This is a genomic window from Leifsonia sp. ALI-44-B (genome assembly GCF_001984125.1).
GTDB lineage: Bacteria > Actinomycetota > Actinomycetes > Actinomycetales > Microbacteriaceae > Okibacterium.
Window position 1 is genome coordinate 850,439 of the sequence record NZ_MTQL01000007.1, and the last position, 18,585, is coordinate 869,023.

Below are 18,585 nucleotides of genomic sequence, written 5' to 3' on the forward strand. Positions count from 1 at the left end.
CGGCAGGGGTGCCGGGTGCGGCGGTCGGTCTAGCTGGAGGCCGACCGCCTTTTCGCGCGCCCGGCGTTGAACGCCTCAGCGCTTGAGGCGGCGGCCTACGGGGATGAGGAGCGCGAGGCCGATCAGGACGACGACGATGATGCCGAGGATTCCCCAGTACTGCGCGCCGCCGATGGTCACGCAGATCGCGAAGGCGGTCGGGGCGAGGAACGAGACCGCGCGGCCCGTGGTGGCGTAGAGGCCGAACACTTCGCCCTCGCGGCCGGCGGGGATGACGCGCGCGAGGTAGGAGCGGGACGCCGACTGCGCGGGCCCGACGAACAGGCACAGGGCGAGGCCGAAGATCCAGAACACGGTCTGCCCGCCGTCGTGCAGGAAGAACACGGCGAACCCGGCGACGACGATGCCGATGAGTGCCGCGACGATGACGGGCTTGGGCCCGACCTTGTCGTCGAGCAACCCGACCGTGATGGTCGAGATCCCGGCGACCACGTTGGCGGCGATGGCGAAGATGATGACCTCCCCGGGGCTGAACCCGAACGATCCGGCCGCCAGAACGCCGCCGAATGTGAAGACGCCGGCCAGGCCATCCCGGAAGACGGCGCTCGCGAAGAGGAAGTAGACGGTGGTGCGGCTGTCTGTCCAGAGGTGGCGGATGTCGCCGACCAGTCGTCCGTAGGAGGCGAAGAAGCCCACTTTCTCCCGCCGCGCGCCGACACCCTTGTATTCGGGGACGGCGAAGAGCACCGGCAACGCGAAGATGCCGAACCAGGCGGCGGCGATGAGCATGGAGACGCGGACATCCATGCCGTCGTCGCCCGTTACCCCGAAGAGGCCCACGTCGGGGCTGATGAAGCCGAAGTAGACGACGAGCAGCAGCACGATGCCGCCGATGTAGCCCATGCCCCAGCCGAAGCCCGAGACGCGGCCGAGGGTCTTGGGGGTGGAGATCTGCGCGAGCATGGCGTTGTAGTTGACGCCCGCGAACTCGAAGAAGACGTTGCCGGCGGCGACGAGCAGCAGGCCGAGCCAGAGGTAGTTCTGGTCGGGCTGCACGAAGAAGAGCGCGGCCGTGATGGCGACGACGATGTAGGTGTTGACGCCGAGCCAGAACTTGCGGCGGCCCGAGCTGTCGGAGCGCTGCCCGGTGACGGGCGCGAGCAGGGCGATGAGCAGGCCGGCGCCGGCGAGCGCCCAGCCGAGCTGCGCGGACACGACGGTCTCGCCGCCGAACCCCTCGGCGGTTGTGAGGTAGACGGTGAAGACGAACGTGGTGACGACGGCGTTGAACGAGGCGGAACCCCAGTCCCACAGGCCCCACGCCAACACGATTCGTTTCGGCACGGCGGCCGGCGCTTCGGCCAAAGCCGGCACGAGGGTGGGGGCACCGCTGCCCGCGAGTTCGCTCATGAGCACAGGCTACTGCGCGCGGGTTTCACCACGGTGCCCTGCACCCGAACTTTCGTCGACATTTCACGTCGACAGGAGCGGCTGTTCTAAGATTGACGTGAGAGCCCCGGGATTCACGGCGTACCAGCTACGGCTAGGGAAACCCCCCCCGGGGCCTAATTCTTTAAGAGCTGAGGCAGCGCCAGCTTTTTGAAGAGCCCTGGCAGAGGTTGGGCCGCGCACGTGGCGTCCCCACCCGGTGCGCGGCCCTCGGCGGGTGCCGTGTTCCACGTTAGGGCAGCAAAACGGCCGCAGTTCGAGGGGTCGAACTGCGGCCGAATTGGTGCGAAAAGATTAGTTGTCGCGCAAAGGGCGACCCGATGCATCCGTGGCGAACGACTGCGCCTTCACGAGGATCATGATGCCCTCGATGAAGCCCCAGAGGGCGCCGAAGCCGAAGGTGAAGAGCGTGACCAGAATCTGGGCGATGCCGATTCCCACATAGCCGAGGTAGAAGCGGTGGATGCCGAGGCTGCCGAGCAGAATGCCGAGCAGGCCGGCGACCAGGCGGCTCTTGGCCTCGGGGTCGTAGTAAGCCGGCGGGTAGGCAGGCTGGCCGTAGGGCTGCTGCTGCGGGTAGCCATAACCCTGCTGGTTCGGGTCCTGCGGGTAACCCTGCGGCCCCGGGCCCTGCTGGAGGTAGCCGTAACCCTGATGGTCGGGCTGCTGCGGCTGGCCGTAACCCTGCTGATCGGGCTGCTGCGGGTAACCCTGCGGGGGATACCCATAACCCTGCTCGGGCTGCTGCGGATAGGCGGGGGCGCCGTAGCCGGTCGCGCCCGGGTTCTGGTCGTCGGCGGGCGGCTGCTGACCGGCACCGTTTGCACCATCGGGGTCGTGCTGCGGGGTCTGGTTGTTGTCGCTCATGCGGTCATCCTAGCGAGACGGCGCGAAGAGCAGTTCCGTCCTAAGGAAAGGGTTGGGTTTCGCAGCGGGCACGGCCGTGCGGGCGCAAGCAGGCAATCGTCCCGTTCCGGGTGCCGCGCCGAAGTTGAGTCGGCAAGGCTCAAGATTCGCCGTGAGAACTTGACGCTCGCAGGCATCCGAGTAAACTTGAGTCATCGGCGCTCAACTACTGAGCAGCCGGAGAAACTTTGTTCCACCCCCTAAGGAGATAAACACACATGGCTCGAGCAGTAGGAATCGACCTCGGAACCACCAACTCTGTGGTGGCCGTCCTCGAAGGTGGAGAACCCACCGTCATCGCCAACGCCGAGGGTCTGCGCACCACCCCCTCGGTCGTCGCTTACACGAAGGATGGCGAGACCCTCGTCGGCGAGACCGCCAAGCGTCAGGCCGTCACCAACGTCGACCGCACTATCGCGTCGGTCAAGCGCCACATGGGCACCAACTGGACCTTCGCGGTCGACGACAAGAAGTACACGCCGCAGGAGATCTCGGCCCGCATCCTGGCCAAGCTGAAGCGCGACGCCGAGCAGTACCTCGGCGACACGGTCACCGACGCCGTCATCACGGTTCCCGCCTACTTCAACGACGCCGAGCGTCAGGCCACGAAGGAGGCCGGCGAGATCGCGGGCCTCAACGTGCTCCGCATCATCAACGAGCCCACCGCCGCCGCCCTGGCCTACGGCCTCGACAAGGGTAAGGAAGACGAGCTCATCCTCGTCTTCGACCTCGGTGGTGGAACGTTCGACGTCTCACTGCTCGAAGTCGGCAAGGACGAAGACTTCAGCACCATCCAGGTGCGCTCCACCTCCGGTGATAACCGCCTCGGTGGAGACGACTGGGACCAGCGCGTCGTCGACCACCTGATCAAGCGCTTCAAGGAGTCGACCGGTGTCGACGTCTCGAACGACAAGATCGCGAAGCAGCGCCTCAAGGAAGCCGCCGAGCAGGCCAAGAAGGAACTCTCCTCCTCGACCAGCACGAGCATCCAGCTGCCTTACCTGTCGCTCACCGAGAACGGCCCCGCCAACCTCGACGAGACGCTCACGCGTGCCCAGTTCGAGCAGATGACCTCCGACCTCCTCGACCGCACCAAGAAGCCGTTCGAAGACGTCATCAAAGAGGCCGGCGTGAAGGTCCAGGACATCGCGCACGTCGTGCTCGTCGGTGGATCGACCCGTATGCCCGCCGTCTCCGAGCTCGTCAAGAAGCTCACGGGCGGCCAGGAGCCCAACAAGGGTGTCAACCCGGACGAGGTCGTCGCCGTCGGTGCCGCCCTGCAGGCCGGCGTGCTGAAGGGCGAGCGCAAAGACGTTCTGCTCATCGACGTCACCCCGCTGTCCCTCGGCATCGAGACCAAGGGTGGCATCATGACGAAGCTCATCGAGCGCAACACGGCCATCCCGACCAAGCGCAGCGAGACCTTCACGACGGCCGACGATAACCAGCCGTCCGTCGCCATCCAGGTCTTCCAGGGTGAGCGCGAGTTCACGCGCGACAACAAGAACCTCGGCACCTTCGAGCTCACGGGTATCGCTCCGGCGCCCCGCGGCGTTCCGCAGGTCGAGGTCACGTTCGACATCGACGCCAACGGCATCGTGCACGTGTCCGCCAAGGACAAGGGCACCGGCAAGGAGCAGTCGATGACCATCACGGGCGGCTCGTCGCTCGCGAAGGAAGACATCGAGCGCATGGTTCGCGAAGGCGAAGAGAACGCGGCCGAAGACAAGAAGCGCCGCGAGCAGGCCGAGACGCGCAACACGGCCGAGCAGCTCGCCTACTCGATCGACAAGCTCATCAAGGAGAACGAAGACAAGCTCCCCGCCGACGTCAAGAACGACGTGCAGGGTGATGTCGACGCGCTCAAGTCCGCCCTCGCCGGCGACGATGAAGATGCCGTGAAGACGGCCTACGACAAGCTCAACGAGTCGCAGGTCAAGCTCGGCGAAGCCATCTACGCGCAGGCCCAGGCCGACGAGTCCGCTCCGGCCGCCGATGAGTCGGCACCCACCGAGCAGGAGACCTCCTCTGACGAAGACGTCGTCGACGCCGAAGTGGTCGACGACGAGGACGACAAGAACGAGAAGAAGTAAGCAATGACCGACCAGAACCCCACCCCCGAAAACGAGGGGTCTGACGACCCCATCGTCAACGACAAGCGCAAGATCGACCCCGAGACCGGGGCGGTTCGCGAACCGGGCGAGGGTCAGGTTGGCGGGGCGTCGGGCACCACGCCCGGCGCCCAGGACGACCAGGCCGTCGCCGACGTGCCGGGCCCCGACATCGAGGCTGAAGAGCTCATCGAAGCCGAAGGCCCCGACGTCGAGACCTCTCTGAGTGACGCCGACCTCGACTTCCTGTCGGGTCAGTCGAGCGCAGAAGATCTCGCCAACGAGCGCCTCGTCGACCTGCAGCGGGTCACGGCCGAATACGCGAACTACCGCAAGCGCACCGAGGCGAACCGCGAGGTGGAGCGCGAGCGCTCCGTCGGCGACACCGTCAAGGCGCTGCTTCCGGTGCTCGACGACCTCGACCGGGCGCAGAAGCACGGCGACCTCGAAGAGGGCGGCCCGTTCACGACCATCGCGCAGAAACTGCGTGCGGCCGTCGAGCGACTGGGCGTCACGCCCTTCGGTGCCGCCGGTGAGGCCTTCGACCCCACCATCCACGAGGCGATCTTCCAGCAGCCGAGCCCCGACGTCACGAGCGAGCAAATCGCGGATGTCGTCGAGACCGGCTACTACGTCGGCTCCACCCTGTTGCGCGCGGCCAAAGTGGTCGTCGCCGTCCCCGCTGGGTAGGCGCGATGGCAAGTCAAGACTGGTTCGACAAGGACTTCTACAAGGTCCTCGGCGTGAAGAAAGACGTCACGCCGGCGGAACTGAAGAAGACATATCGCAAGCTGGCCCGGCAGTACCATCCTGACTCCAACCCGGGAGACACCAAATCGGAGTCACGCTTCAAGGAGATCAGCGAGGCCTACTCGGTTCTCAACGATGCCGAGCAGCGCAAAGAATACGACCAGATCCGCGCCATGGGCTCGGGGGCACGCTTCACCGCCCCCGGCTCGGGCGGCGGCGGCAACGGCGGTTTCGACGACGTCTTCGGCGGCATGTTCGGTGGGGGTGCCCGTCAGGGGTACAGCTACCAGCAGAACGGCTTCGAAGACATCCTCGGTGGCATGTTCAACAACGGCGGCGGCTTCGGCCAGCCGTCGGGCGGCTACCGCGGATTCGGCGGGCCCAGCCGCGGCCGCGACGTCACGGCGCACACCACGATCGACTTCATCACCGCCACGCAGGGCGACACCATCACCCTGCAGGGCGCCGACGGCAAGTCGATCAAGGTCAAAATTCCGGCCGGCGTGAGCGACGGTCAGAAGATCAAACTGCGCGGCAAAGGTCAGCCGTCACCCGACGGCGGCGAGCCGGGCGACATCGTGCTCACGGTGTCGGTGCGCAAGCATCCGGTGTTCGAGCGCGACGGGCTCAACCTGCGCGTCACGGTTCCGATCACGTTCGTCGAGGCCACCCTCGGTGCCACGATCGAGGTTCCGACGCTGGGTGGCGACCCCGTCAAATTGCGGGTCGCGCCGGGCACGCCGTCCGGCCGCGTGCTGCGCGTCAAGGGTCGCGGCGTCACCACCTCCAAGGGCACCGGCGATCTGCTGGCCGTCGTGCAGGTGGCCGTGCCGTCACACCTCAGCGCCGAAGCACGCGAGGCGCTCGAGAAGTTCCACGCCACCGAACCCGCCGAGAACCCGCGCGAAGATCTGCTGCAGCGGGCCAAGGGCTAGAGGCAACACTGCAACGGGCGGTGCACCAGAGGATGTCGACACGAGTCGTCGTTCCCCGGTGCGCCGCCCCTCGCGCATCCACGACACGCCGTTGAGAGAGGACACCGATGGACGAGAATTCCCCCGTTTTCGCGATCGCGATGGCGGCTGAACTGGCCGGGATGCACCCCCAGACCCTGCGCCAATACGACCGCCTCGGGCTGGTCTCGCCCACCCGCACCGCCGGCAAGTCGCGCCGCTACTCGATGCGCGACGTCGCCCAGCTGCGCGAGATCGCCCGGCTCAGCGCCGAAGGTGTCAGCCTCACCGGAATCTCGCGCATTCTCGCGCTCGAGAACCAAGTCACCGAGCTCACCGGCCGCGTCAGCGAGCTTGAACACGCGCTCGCCGACGCCCTGCTGCGCACCCCCGGCCGCCGCATCTTCGCCGCCGGAGCCGCAGGCGACGTGGTCTCTCTGCGCAGCGGAACCCGCGCCCAGCGACGCACCGAACTCATGGTCTGGCGACCCCGCGGAGGCTCGCACCCCACGTCCTAAGTGGTGAAACTTCGGTAGGTCACAATGTTAGCGTGTGCGAAAGCAGCGCCGACCGAGACCGGAGAAGCCCATGACATCCGCCGCCACGCCCGCCCCCGAGTTCTCGCCGGGCCCGCACCCCGCCGCGCTCGCCCTCACGGCCCATGCCGCCCGGGCCGTGGCACGACGTCGGGTCATCGCGGCGGCGGCACTGCTGCTCGCCACCGTCATCAGCGTGTCCGGATGCGCGGCCGTGAAGCCCGTGGCTCCCGCCATCCCCACGACCGTGCCCTCGCCGACGTCACCCGTTGTCGACCGCGCCGTGCTCGAGGGCGACGCGCACAACACGCTCACCACCTCGGATGCCGACACCGTCACGCTCGTGGAATATGCCGACTACCAGTGCCCGCCGTGCGCGCAGATCTCGGGCTTCGTCGAGCGCATCGCGAACGAGTACGACGGCCGCATCACGATCGTGGTGCGCAACTTTCCGCTCGAGATGCACGACAAGGCCGTGACAGCCGCGCGCGTGGCCGAGGCGGCGAGTCGGCAGGGCAAGTTCGCCGAGATGTATGCGGCGCTGTTCAGTGGGCAGCAGTCGTGGAAGGACCTGCCCGAAGCCGAGGCGCTGCCCATTTTCGCGGGGTTTGCCGCGGACCTGGGTCTCGACATGACGCGATACGCCGCCGATCTCGCCTCGCCCGAGGTGGCCGCCGTCGTGGAGAAGGACCTGGCCGACGGCACGCTCTCGGGCGTCGAGGGCACACCCACGATCTTCCTCAACGGCCAGCGCATCAACCTGTGGACGTATGAGCAGATGAAGTCGACGATTGATCGCGTGCTGAGCGAGTAGGCGTTCGGCCGCGGCTGCTGCGGGGGCGTGCGGCGGCTAGCCTGGAGTGTGCCCGAGTTCAACTTCGACGCCCTGCGCCGCGCCCCCGATGTGGAGGCGCCCAACCTCTTTGCCGTCGACCCGACCGACCGCTTCATCCTCGACGAGGCCGCCGAGCTGATCGAGGCCGCGCCCGCCGGTTCGGTCGTGGTCGCGAATGATCGCTACGGCGCGCTCGCCCTCGGGGCCATCGCCGTGCACGGCGCACGCGCGGTGCGTGTGCACCAGGATGCCTACTCGGGTGAGCTTGCGCTCCGCCGCAATGCTGAAGCGCAGGGCGTCGAGTCATCCGCATTCCGGTCCATGGATGTCGAGCCCACGCTCGTCGACGGCGCCCGCGTCGTCCTCCTCCAACTCCCGCGCCAGCTGTATGCCCTCGACGAACTCGCCGCCCTCATCGCGCGAGCGGCCGACCCCGACGTCGTCGTCATCGCCGGCGGACGCATCAAACACATGAGCCTGGCCATGAACGAGGTGCTCTCGAAGTACTTCGGCGACGTGCGCGTGTCTCGGGCGCGCCAGAAGTCGCGCCTGCTGATCGCGAGCAAGCCTCGGGTTGTGGGTGCGGCTACAGCTGGTGCTGGTGCTGGTGCTGGTGCTGGTGCCGACGCCGACGGGACCACGACCGGAACGGCCACAGGCGAGGACGCCAAGGGTCGATCCCCTCTCACCCTCGCCTCCCGCCACGACGCCGCCCTCGACCTCTGGGTCGCCGCGGCCGGCGCCGCTTTCGGTGGCACGCGCGTCGACATCGGCACGCGCTTCCTCCTCGAGTTCCTGCCCGACATGGCGCCCGACGCGCATCACGCCATCGATCTGGGTTGTGGCACCGGCATCCTGGCGACCTCACTTGCCCGCGCCCGGCCCGAACTGCGCGTGACCGCCACGGACCAGTCAGCAGCGGCGGTGCGCTCGGCCCGAGAGACCGCCCGCCTGAACGGCGTCGAGGACCGCGTGGAGGTGGTGCGCGACGACGCCCTCGCCTCTCAACCCGATGCCTCGGCCGACCTGATCGTGCTGAACCCGCCGTTCCACGTGGGCTCGACGGTGCACGCAGGCATCGCGCTCAAACTCTTCGCCGACGCATCCCGTGTGCTGAAGCCCGGCGGCGAGCTCTGGACGGTCTGGAACACCCACCTCGGCTACCGCCCGGCCCTCGAACGCCTCGTCGGCCCCACCGAGCAGTGCGGCCGCAACACCAAGTTCACGGTCACGCGCTCGCGCGCGGTCGGCGAGCTTGTGTCGAACTAGGAGCTCAGTGCCAACGCCGGCAACGCCTGTCATCACGGCCTCCCGTGTCAGAACCAGGCCTATCGGTATGCTTCATCAAGTGTCAATGCCGTCGGATGTGAAGAGCAGCTCACTGATTCGTTCCCGAGTCTCCGTCTCGACGGCACGGAATGAGCTCTGGACATCGTGGATCGCCGTCGTCGTGCTCTTCGTCCTCAGCCGGGTGCCCGCCATCATCGGGTTTCTCGCCGCCCAGCGTGCCGAGGGCGTTCCCGCGTCCCTCGTCGCGGCGCAGCAGCGGTGGGATGGCTGGTGGTATCTCTATCTCGCCGAGTTCGGCTATCCGAGCGACCTCAACCTGCCCGATCGGCCCAGTTACGGGCCGTGGGGCTTCTTCCCCACCTGGCCCATGATCATCCGTGTCGTGTCCCGGGTTCTGCACGTGGACCACGCGGTCGCGGGTCTGGTCGTCGCTTCTCTTTTCGGTGTCGCACTCGCACTCGTCCTGCGCCGATTTGCCGCTCGTTTCGTGGGAGACCGCACCGCCCTGGTCGTCGTGGCGCTGTTCCTCTTCTTCCCCGGCGCCGTCGTTCTCTCTCTGCCGTACACCGAGGCCGCCTTCCTGTTCTTCGCGGTGGCGGCGCTCGACGCGCTCGTGCGAGAACGGTGGGTCATCGCATCCCTCGCCGTGTTCGGAGCGTGCTGCATCCGCTCGACGGGTGTCGCGGTTCTGGCGGCCGTGGTCGTGCAACTCGTCATCGTCGGCCGCCGGTGGTGGATGTCGGAACCGCGACGTGCCGTGCCGTGGCTTGCCGCGCTGCCCCTCGCCGCGGGCGCCGTCGGCTTCGCACTGTCGTTCGGGTACGCCTACGTGCGCACGGGCCGGCCCTTGATCTGGCTCGAGGCGCAGCGCCAGTGGAACCAGACCCTCGACTTCGGTGTCGAACTCATCAGCCGCTTCGGCGGAGCCATCGTCGGCACCGAGCCCGACCGCATCAACTACCTCGTGATGCTGGCCAGTCTCGTGCTCTTCGTCGTGCTCGTTGCCCTCGGCATCCGCTTCTGGCGCGTGTTGCCCTGGCCAGTCATCGCCTACGCGGTCGTGCTGCTGGGGTCGGTCTTCCTGTACAGCAACGTCGGCCCCCGGCCCCGCATGCTGCTGTCGATCGTCCCGCTCTTCGTGCTCGTCGGCCTCGCAGTCACCACGTGGCGCCCGCGCATCATCGTGCCGATCGTGTTGGTCGCCTTCGCCGCGCTGTCCGGGTATTACGCCTTCACGATCATGTACACGCCGTTCCACGTCACCGCATAGCGGCTCCTTCGCCGCGGCGCGGGTGGGACTGAGGCATCCGCGTCGGCATATCAGAATGACCTCGCGGCGGCGAACGTGGTAGGAACAACTATGTTCCCCCTCTCTCATCGCGTGCGCCTGCTGATCGGTCTGGCCGGCTCCCTGGCCGTTCTTGCGGGCTCGATGGGGGTCGGATGGCTCGCTCCCGCGTCGGTGCTGCGCACGCTGCCACTCTTCGATCTCGTGCGCACGTCGCGCACCGCCGTTGTGCTCTGCACGTTCCTCCTCGCCGCGGGGCTGCTGCTGCTTCTCTTCGCGTGGCTGTCGCTCGGCCTCGCCCTGCGGCCGAATGCCCGCACGCGCACCCGCGCGAATGCGCCCAGCCCCCTCCGCCAGGTCGTCGCATCCACCATCGTCTGGGCGGCGCCGCTGATCGTCGCGCTGCCGCTGTTCAGCCGGGACATGTTCGCCTACCTCGGGCAGGGCCGCATCCTGGTGGCGGGCCTCGACCCCTACGCCGACAACATGGCCGATGTGCCGGGCTGGTTCGAGGCGGGCGTCGACATCAAGTGGGCCGAAACGGTCACGCCCTATGGTCCGCTGTTCGTGTTGTTGGCGCGCATCGTGGTGGTCGCGACATCCTGGCTGCCCATGGAGGCGGCGCTCATCGGTGTGCGGCTGCTGGCGGTGGCTGGCCTGGCCATGATCGCGTATTACGGATGGCGCATCGCCCGGCTGCGTGGTTTCAACGAGGCCGCGGTGCTGTGGGCGGTGGCGTGCAGCCCGCTCGTGCTGATGAACTTCGTGCTCGCGGGGCACAACGACGCGCTCATGCTGGGCCTCATCGCCGCGGGCGTCTACTGGGCGATGCGCGACCGGCCCATCCTCGCGACCGTGTTGGTGACGGCCGCCATCGGCATCAAACCGATCGCCATGATCGCGCTGCCCATCATCGGCATCATCTGGGCGGGGTCGACGGCAACGTGGGGCGCGCTCATCCGCCGTTGGGCCGCCGTCGCCGGGCTCGCGCTCGTGGGCCTGTTGGGGCTGGGTCTCGGGTTGGGCGTGGGCATCGGCTGGGTGGCCGGCCTCGGAACCCCCATCGAGATCGGCTCGTGGTACTCGATTCCGCGCATCGTGTCGTTGTTCGCGCGCGACTTCGGCCCGGGCCTGGGGCTCGACGGCGATGTGGCGCGCACGGCCGTGGTGCGAATCTTCCTCTTCCTCGGATGCCTCGTCGCCGCCTACCTGGTCACGGTGAAGCGTCGCTCCGACCCGCTGTGGTTGCTCGCCGGCGTCTTCTCGGCGCTCGTGCTGTTCTCGCCGCTGCAACACCCCTGGTACGGCCTGTGGCTCATCACGCTCTTCGGCATGGCGGGCCTCGGCCGCGCGTGGCAGGTGCGCCTCCTTATCTATGTCACCGCGTTCCTCATGTTCATCGGAATCTCGGGGGAGCAGGTCGATCTCATCGAGAGACTGCGGGCGGATGCATCCATCCCCGTCGTTTATGGCTGGATCGGTGTGGTCGGCATCGTGCTCGTCGTGGCGGCCTTCGAGTTCGAGCTGTTCCGGCGCTATACGCGACCGGGTCTGCCGCTGCCCATGTTGGCGCGCGCGAGACCCGTCGACTCGGAGGCGGCTGCGGATGCGGCGGCGGGAACGCAACCCGGTCGCGCCGTTCCGCCGACCGTGCAAAGCTGAAGACATGGATATTGCCACGCCCGACCTCGACACCGAACAGGGTGTCGACCTGGCCTCGGCGCTCTCGCGGCCGTGGCAGGTCGTGGTGTGGAATGACCCGGTCAACCTGATGTCCTACGTCTCCTACGTGTTCCGCAGCTATTTCGGCTACAGCCGGGAACAGGCCGAGGCCCTCATGCTGGCCGTGCACAACGACGGCCGCGCGGTCGTGGCCACGGGCAACCGCGAAGAGATGGAACGCCACGTCGAGGCGCTGCACGACTTCGGCCTGTGGGCGACGCTGTCGCGGGTCGAGGAGTGAAGGGTTTCAGTGCCCTCGCCGACGGGCTGCTCGCGGCCGAGTTGACGCCGGGCGAGGTCATGTTGCTGGCCGACCTGGGCATGCAGTTCCGGTCGCTGCTCGAGGCCGTGAGTGAACGGGCTCGGGATGACTCGGCCGACGGTTTTCACGAAGACGAGGCGGCGCGCATCCTGGGGTCACAAGGGTGGGGTTCCGGTTCGGCGGGCCTGAGCGGCGCGGCCGGCGTCGATGGTTCGGTCAGCGGCGACGCCGCGCGCGGCGCCGACGACGGCTTTGCGGCGGGCGAAGGGTTTGGCGGCCTGGATGACGGGCGGCGCAGGTCCGACACGGCTGACGGTTCGAACCGAAACGGCGACTCCGAATCGTCGAGCGACTCTGACTTCGATTCGGAATCCGGTTTCGGCGCGGATTCTGACGCCGACGCGGATTCTGGCACGTATTTCGAACCCGACGCCGAATTCGGCGACGACGATGGTCGCATCTTCGCGGATGTGTCCGAGGGGGACCTCGACCCGGTCTGGGACGACCCGGCCGTGCGGCGGCTCTTTCCGGATGCCTATCCGGAGGACCCCGAAGCATCCGTCGATTTCCGGCGTTACACGATCGAGTCGTCGACCGATCGCAAGCTGCAGAACGTGGAGGAACTGATCGCGTCGTTGGTGAACGGGCGCGACCCGGAGGCCATCGCGGCGACCCTCTCGGGAGCCGACGATGTGCTCGTGCGGCTGAACCCGGCGCAGGTGCAGGCGTGGATTCGCTCGCTGACCGACCTGCGGCTGACGCTCGCCGCGCGCCTCGGCATCGAGGAAGACGGCGACGAACCCGAGCCGACCGACGAAGATGCCGCGGCGATCTTCGACATCTACGACTGGCTGGGCTGGGTGCAGGACTCGCTGGTTAATGCGCTCTCGGAGGGCCTGCCGGCCTGACTCAGCCCCACGAAAACAGGGGCCCGACGAGCACTATTGCCCGGCGAACCCCTGCTGCGTCATGAGCCGTGCGGCTCAGACATCCGATTACATGTCGCGGTAGCGCTTGGCCTCGGCGAGCTTCGGGTGGACCTCTTCGGCCGTCATGGGCACACCGTAGGAGGGGGTGTCGCGCTGGAAGCGCCATCCCTCGGCCAGCGGTCCGGCGTCGACGACGTCGAAGCCGAGCTTCTCGATGAACGTGACGACGCTCGCCTTGGAGTCTTCGTCGTCACCCGCGATGGGCAGCGCGCGGCGGTCGTCGGCGTCGGCCGGACGGGCGTCGGCGGTGAGGTCGGCGGCCGCGATGTTGTTGAACGCCTTGACGACGTAGCTGCCCGGCAGGAGCTTCTGCAGCATCTCGGAGACGGTCGTCGACTCGTCGTCGAGCTCAGCGATGTTGCCGTCGCGCTGCGGGTAGTAGTTGTTGGTGTCGATCACGATCTTGCCCTCGAGTTGCTCGACGGGCACCTGGTCGATGGCCTTCAGGGGGATGGTGACCACGGCGATGTCGGCGGCCTCTGCGGCCTCGATCGGGGTGGCCGCACGAGCGTTGTCGCCCAATTCGTGGATGAGGTCGCTGAGCGTGTCGGGGGTGCGCGAGTTGCTGATCACGATGTCGTAGCCGTTGGCCGCCGCGAGGCGGGCGAGCTGGGAACCGATGTTGCCTGCGCCGATAAGTCCGAGAGTAGTCATGTGGGGTGCAACACGGATGCCGCGCAGGGTGTTCCCGCTAGGCTGGCGAGGTCTTCCGGAGGTTCTCGATGCACATTCTGATCGTCACCGATCAACACGCCGATTCGCTCGGGGGCGTGCAGGTCTCCATCCGGCTGCAGAAGCGTTTTCTCGAGCGGGCGGGGCACACCGTCACGGTCGTGGCGCCGCGCATGCACCGCCAGCATCCGGGCGATGCGGGTTATCTCGACCTGCCGTCGGTGCCCGTGACGGTGGATCGCGAATATTCGCTCACGTTGCCCGGGCGTGGCACAGATCGATACATCGATGCGCGCATCCCGGCTCACGCGCCCGTCGATCTCGTGCACGTGCAGGGCGACTTCTGGGGCGCGCTCATCGGCTATCGCTTCGCCGAGCGGCACGGGCTGCCGGTGGTGCACACCATGCACAACCACATGGAATTCGGCATCGAACAGGTGGTGCCGTTCCCGCGCCTCGCGATTCGGGGGTTGCTGTGGTGGCAGCACCGGGTGTTGCGCAAACGATCGACGCTGGCGCCGTCGGCCTGGAGTTATCTCAACGAGTTGGCGCTGCGAGCGGATGCCGTGACCGCGCCGTCCGGCCATTTCGCGCGGTTGCTCGAGCAGAAGGGTGTGGCCCCGCACGTCGAGGTGATCTGGAACGGCGTCGACGACGAGGTCGTGGAGCAGGTGTTGGCGCGGGATGTCGAGGGCGAAGCAGCGGGGTCGGCCGGATCCGAGCCCGAGCTCTCCGGCACGGCTGAGGTCGTCGGGGCGCTCGTCTCCCCGCGGGAGCGCCGCCCAATCTTCTTGTGGACCGGGCGCATGAGCGCCGAGAAGCGCTTGATGGAGTTTCTCGAGGCCGTGCGGCTGGCCGATGCGGATGCCGAGTACCGGCTCTATGGCGGCGGGCTGCTGTTGGCGAAAGCGCGCGCCTTCGTCGAGCGGGCCGAGGCCGCGGGGCTGCGCTCGACCGTTCGGTTCATGGGCAAGGTGCCCTACGCCGATTCGCTCGCGGGCATCCGTGCCGCCGACGCTCTCGTGCAGACGTCGATCGGTTTCGAGACGCAGGGTATGACGGTCTTCGAGGCCGCGGCCGTCGGCACTCCCTCGATCGTGAGCGACCCCAACATCGCGGGCGAGCTGCCCCCGGGAGTCTTTCGGCAGCCGCAGGATGGTTCGGTGCGGGCGCTCGCCGATGCGCTGGTCGCTGTGGCAGGCGACATCCGCTCGGGTTCGTGGCCCACGATCGTGCCGGCCGAGGCCGTCGAGTTTCGCCAGAGCTACCAGACGGGCCGGATGCTGCGCCTCTACGAATCCGTTCTCCACAGTCGCTGATCCCGCAATTTCTCCACAAATCGCCTCTTTCTGATGCCGCGGCGACCCGCCTCCGGATAACTTGAGCCTGTCGGACTCAGGTTTTTTCGTTGGCGCTACCATTCTCGGTCGGCGCGAGGTAAAATTGAGTCACAACGACTCAACTTATCTCTGGGAGGAGATCAACAAACATGCAAGCTGGGCAGATGCCGCCACAAGAAGACCAGAAGAGTGCGCTCGAGCAATACGGCGTCAATCTCACCGACGTTGCGGCATCCGGCAAACTCGACCCCGTCATCGGGCGAGACGCCGAGATCCGGCGCGTCAGCCAGGTTCTCACGCGACGCACCAAGAACAACCCCGTGCTCATCGGTGAGCCTGGCGTGGGAAAGACGGCCGTGGTCGAGGGGCTCGCGCAGCGCATCGTCGCGGGTGACGTGGCCGACTCGCTCAAGGGTAAGCAGATCGTTTCGCTCGACCTGGCCGCGCTCGTGGCCGGCGCGAAATACCGCGGCGAGTTCGAAGAGCGCCTCAAGGCCGTGCTGAAAGAGATCAACGACGCCGACGGCCAGATCATCACGTTCATCGACGAGCTGCACACGCTCATGGGCGCCGGAGCGGGCGAGGGTTCGGTGGCGGCCGCTAACATGCTCAAGCCCATGCTGGCTCGCGGCGAGCTGCGCCTCATCGGAGCCACCACGCTCGACGAGTACCGCGAATACATCGAGAAAGACGCCGCTATGGAGCGGCGCTTCCAGCAGGTCTTCGTCGGTGAGCCGTCGGTCATCGACACCGTCGCCATCCTGCGCGGTCTGAAAGAACGCTACGAGGCGCACCACAAGGTGACGATCGCTGACTCGGCGCTCATCTCGGCGGCCTCGCTGTCCAACCGATACATCCCGGCCCGCCAGCTGCCCGACAAGGCCATCGACCTCATCGACGAGGCCGCGAGCCGGCTGCGCATGGAGATCGACTCTGCCCCCGTCGAAATCGACGAACTGCGCCGCAGCGTCGACCGCTTGAAGCTCGAAGAACTCGCGCTCAAGAAGGAGAAAGACGAGGCATCGAAGCAGCGCCTCGAAAAGCTGCGCGAGGATCTGCGCACGCGCGAAGCCGAGCTGCTCGAGCTCGAGGCCCGGTGGGATCGCGAGCGGTCGCAGCTCAACCGCGTGGGCGAGCTGAAAGAGAAGCTCGACGCCGCGCGCATCAAGGCCGACCGGGCGCAACGCGAGGGCAACCTCGAGCAGGCGTCGCGCCTGCTCTATGGCGAGATCCCGGTCATCCAGCGCGAGCTGGCCGAAGCCGAGCTGGTCGAGAACACCGAGCCCCGCATGGTCAACGACCAGGTCACGAGCGAAGACATCGCGGCCGTCATCGCCGCGTGGACGGGCATCCCCGTCGGCCGTCTGCTGCAGGGCGAGACCGAGAAGCTGCTGCACCTCGAACAAGAGCTCGCCAAGCGGCTGATCGGGCAGAAGCGTGCCGTGCGGTCGGTGTCCGACGCCGTGCGCCGCACGCGCGCCGGCATCTCCGACCCCGACCGGCCCACCGGGTCGTTCCTGTTCCTCGGGCCCACCGGTGTGGGCAAGACCGAGCTGGCCAAGGCGCTCGCCGAGTTCCTCTTCGACGACGAGAAAGCGCTCGTGCGCATCGACATGTCCGAATACGGCGAGAAACACTCGGTCTCGCGGCTCGTCGGTGCCCCTCCGGGATACATCGGCTACGAGGCGGGCGGTCAACTCACCGAGGCCGTGCGGCGGCGCCCCTACTCGGTCGTGCTGCTCGACGAGGTCGAGAAGGCGCACCCCGAGGTGTTCGACATCCTGCTGCAGGTGCTCGACGATGGGCGGCTCACCGATGGACAGGGTCGCACGGTCGACTTCCGCAACACCATCCTGATCCTGACGTCGAACCTCGGTTCGCAGTTCCTCGTCGACCCGACGCTCGACCCGGCCGCGAAAGAGGAGGCCGTGCAGCAGATGGTGCGCCAGGCGTTCAAACCGGAGTTCGTCAACCGACTCGACGACATCGTCGTGTTCCAGACGCTCAGCGAAGAAGACCTCGGCCAGATCGTCGAGCTCTACATCGAGCGTTTGCAGCGCCGCCTCGGGGAACGCCGGCTCGAGCTCGCCGTCACCCCCGACGCCCGCAGCTGGCTGGCCGAGCGTGGCTACGACCCCATCTACGGGGCCCGGCCGCTGCGACGCCTCATGCAGAACGAGATCGACGACCGGCTCGCCACGGGCATCCTCGCCGGCCAGATCCGCGACGGCGACACCGTTCGGGTCGACCTCGACCCGGTCGCCGACGCCCTCACCGTCTCGGCGGTCGCGCCCGAGCCGGTCGACTAGTCGGGGCGACGGCGGCGTCATCCCCCGGAGGCGCCGCCGTTTCGCTTTTCGTGGCGCCGTCTCTTTCCGGCGCGAACCGAGGTGCGTCACGTTTCCAGCGCGCACCCAGGGGTGTCACGTCTGCCGACGTTCACTTCGCCGGAATCAGACCGTGCCGCGGCGGACGACCGAGGTGGGCACGAGCGAGCCCTCGAGCGAGACTTCCTCACCGCGCAGCTGGGCGAGCAGCACCTCGGCGGCGCGCTGGCCCACCGCGGCGGCCGGCTGGTGCACGGTCGTGAGAGGCGGATGGCAGCGCAGCGCCCAGGCCGAATCGTCGAAACCGACGAGCGACACGTCGTCGGGAACGCGGCGGCCCGAGACGCGCAGCGCCTCCAAGGCACCCGCGGCCACGGCATCCGATGCGGCGAACACACCGTCGATCGACGGGTCGCGGCCGAGCAAAACGCTCATGCCCTCGAAACCGTCGTCGTAAGAGTAGAGGGGGACGTCGACCACGAGGGAGTCGTCGAAACGGTCGCCCAGGGCATCCCGAAAACCGGCGAGGCGGTCAGAGCCCGAGTCGCGGTCGAGCGCCGCGGCGATCATGCCGATGCGACGACGGCCCCGGCCCACGAGTTCGGCCGTGACATCCGCCGCGGCCTTGCGGTTGTCGATGCCGACGAAGGGCAGGGCGCGCAGATCGGGCGGGTGGCCGACGAATGTGGCGGGCAGACCCAGGCGCTCGATGACGCGCGTGATCGGGTCGTTCTCGCGCGCCGACACCATGATGACGCCGTCGACGAAACCGCCCGAGAGGTAGCGCGTGATGCGGTCGGTGTCGCGCTCGGAATCGACGACCAGGCATACGAGCTGATGGTCGGCCTCGCTCAGGGCCTCGTTGGCACCGAGCAGAATGTTGCCGATGTTGGGGTCGTCGACGAACAGGCTGTGCGGCTCGTGCACCACGAAACCGACGGCCTGCGTGCGCTGCATGACCAGGTTGCGGGCCGCCGTGTTCGGCACGTAGCCGACCTTGGCGATCGCGGACTCGATGGCCTCGCGCGCCTCTGCCGAGACATAGCGCTCGCCGTTGACCACGCGGCTGACCGTGCCGCGCGATACCCCCGCCTCGATGGCGACATCGTGAATCGTCGCGCGTTTGCGGCGAATCGGCGGGGTGCTCACGGCTCC

At 67.6% G+C, this 18,585-nt stretch carries 16 protein-coding genes; 12 read left to right on the top strand and 4 right to left on the bottom strand.

Annotation, left to right across the window (positions count from 1 at the left end):
* Positions 1-75: 75 nt before the first annotated feature.
* Both ALI44B_RS11055 and ALI44B_RS16425 read right to left on the bottom strand, forming a co-directional pair.
* Positions 76-1,410 (bottom strand): MFS transporter, encoded by a 1,335-nt coding sequence (locus ALI44B_RS11055; RefSeq protein WP_077055550.1) that lies wholly within the window; start codon positions 1,408-1,410, stop codon positions 76-78.
* Between the two features lie 333 nt (positions 1,411-1,743).
* Positions 1,744-2,316: a TM2 domain-containing protein gene (locus ALI44B_RS16425; protein WP_077054709.1), complete on the bottom strand. Its 573-nt coding sequence runs from the start codon at positions 2,314-2,316 to the stop codon at positions 1,744-1,746.
* A gap of 257 nt (positions 2,317-2,573) precedes the next feature.
* Between ALI44B_RS16425 and dnaK the strand changes: the two genes are divergently transcribed.
* The 10 genes from dnaK (at position 2,574) to ALI44B_RS11110 (ending at position 13,010) form a co-directional block, all read left to right on the top strand.
* Positions 2,574-4,448, top strand: a complete 1,875-nt coding sequence (gene dnaK, locus ALI44B_RS11065) for a molecular chaperone DnaK (RefSeq protein ID WP_077054710.1) — start codon at positions 2,574-2,576, stop codon at positions 4,446-4,448.
* Positions 4,449-4,451: 3 nt separating this feature from the next.
* Positions 4,452-5,156 (top strand): nucleotide exchange factor GrpE, encoded by a 705-nt coding sequence (locus ALI44B_RS11070; protein ID WP_077054711.1) that lies wholly within the window; start codon positions 4,452-4,454, stop codon positions 5,154-5,156.
* A gap of 5 nt (positions 5,157-5,161) precedes the next feature.
* On the top strand, positions 5,162-6,151 hold the full coding sequence (locus ALI44B_RS11075) for a DnaJ C-terminal domain-containing protein (protein ID WP_077054712.1): 990 nt from the start codon (positions 5,162-5,164) through the stop codon (positions 6,149-6,151).
* A gap of 107 nt (positions 6,152-6,258) precedes the next feature.
* Positions 6,259-6,687, top strand: coding sequence for a heat shock protein transcriptional repressor HspR (locus tag ALI44B_RS11080; RefSeq protein WP_077054713.1), 429 nt, complete (start codon positions 6,259-6,261; stop codon positions 6,685-6,687).
* Positions 6,688-6,757: 70 nt separating this feature from the next.
* Entirely contained in the window at positions 6,758-7,519 is a 762-nt protein-coding gene (locus ALI44B_RS11085; RefSeq protein ID WP_083709902.1) for a DsbA family protein, read from the top strand.
* Between the two features lie 48 nt (positions 7,520-7,567).
* Complete coding sequence (locus ALI44B_RS11090) at positions 7,568-8,809, top strand: class I SAM-dependent methyltransferase (RefSeq protein WP_077054714.1); 1,242 nt, start codon at positions 7,568-7,570, stop codon at positions 8,807-8,809.
* An 85-nt stretch (positions 8,810-8,894) separates the two neighbouring features.
* A complete protein-coding gene (locus ALI44B_RS11095; protein WP_077054715.1) occupies positions 8,895-10,100 on the top strand; it encodes a mannosyltransferase family protein in 1,206 nt (401 codons plus the stop codon).
* A gap of 90 nt (positions 10,101-10,190) precedes the next feature.
* Positions 10,191-11,780, top strand: coding sequence for a polyprenol phosphomannose-dependent alpha 1,6 mannosyltransferase MptB (gene mptB, locus ALI44B_RS11100; RefSeq protein WP_077054716.1), 1,590 nt, complete (start codon positions 10,191-10,193; stop codon positions 11,778-11,780).
* A 4-nt stretch (positions 11,781-11,784) separates the two neighbouring features.
* Positions 11,785-12,081, top strand: a complete 297-nt coding sequence (clpS, locus tag ALI44B_RS11105) for an ATP-dependent Clp protease adapter ClpS (protein ID WP_077054717.1) — start codon at positions 11,785-11,787, stop codon at positions 12,079-12,081.
* Positions 12,078-13,010: a DUF2017 family protein gene (locus ALI44B_RS11110; protein WP_077054718.1), complete on the top strand. Its 933-nt coding sequence runs from the start codon at positions 12,078-12,080 to the stop codon at positions 13,008-13,010. Before clpS ends, ALI44B_RS11110 begins: the two co-directional genes overlap by 4 nt.
* An 87-nt stretch (positions 13,011-13,097) precedes the next feature.
* Here the strand turns inward: ALI44B_RS11110 and ALI44B_RS11115 are convergent, their stop codons facing one another.
* The gene (locus ALI44B_RS11115; RefSeq protein ID WP_077054719.1) at positions 13,098-13,745 is read right to left on the bottom strand and encodes an NADPH-dependent F420 reductase; all 648 of its coding nucleotides are present in this window, start codon (positions 13,743-13,745) and stop codon (positions 13,098-13,100) included.
* A 68-nt stretch (positions 13,746-13,813) separates the two neighbouring features.
* Between ALI44B_RS11115 and ALI44B_RS11120 the strand changes: the two genes are divergently transcribed.
* Positions 13,814-15,082: a glycosyltransferase gene (locus ALI44B_RS11120; RefSeq protein WP_077054720.1), complete on the top strand. Its 1,269-nt coding sequence runs from the start codon at positions 13,814-13,816 to the stop codon at positions 15,080-15,082.
* 170 nt (positions 15,083-15,252) lie between these two features.
* Complete coding sequence (locus tag ALI44B_RS11125; RefSeq protein ID WP_077054721.1) at positions 15,253-17,412, top strand: ATP-dependent Clp protease ATP-binding subunit; 2,160 nt, start codon at positions 15,253-15,255, stop codon at positions 17,410-17,412.
* A 144-nt stretch (positions 17,413-17,556) separates the two neighbouring features.
* Here ALI44B_RS11125 and ALI44B_RS11130 read toward each other — a convergent pair whose 3' ends face one another.
* Complete coding sequence (locus ALI44B_RS11130; RefSeq protein WP_077054722.1) at positions 17,557-18,579, bottom strand: LacI family DNA-binding transcriptional regulator; 1,023 nt, start codon at positions 18,577-18,579, stop codon at positions 17,557-17,559.
* Between the last annotated feature and the right edge of the window lie 6 nt (positions 18,580-18,585).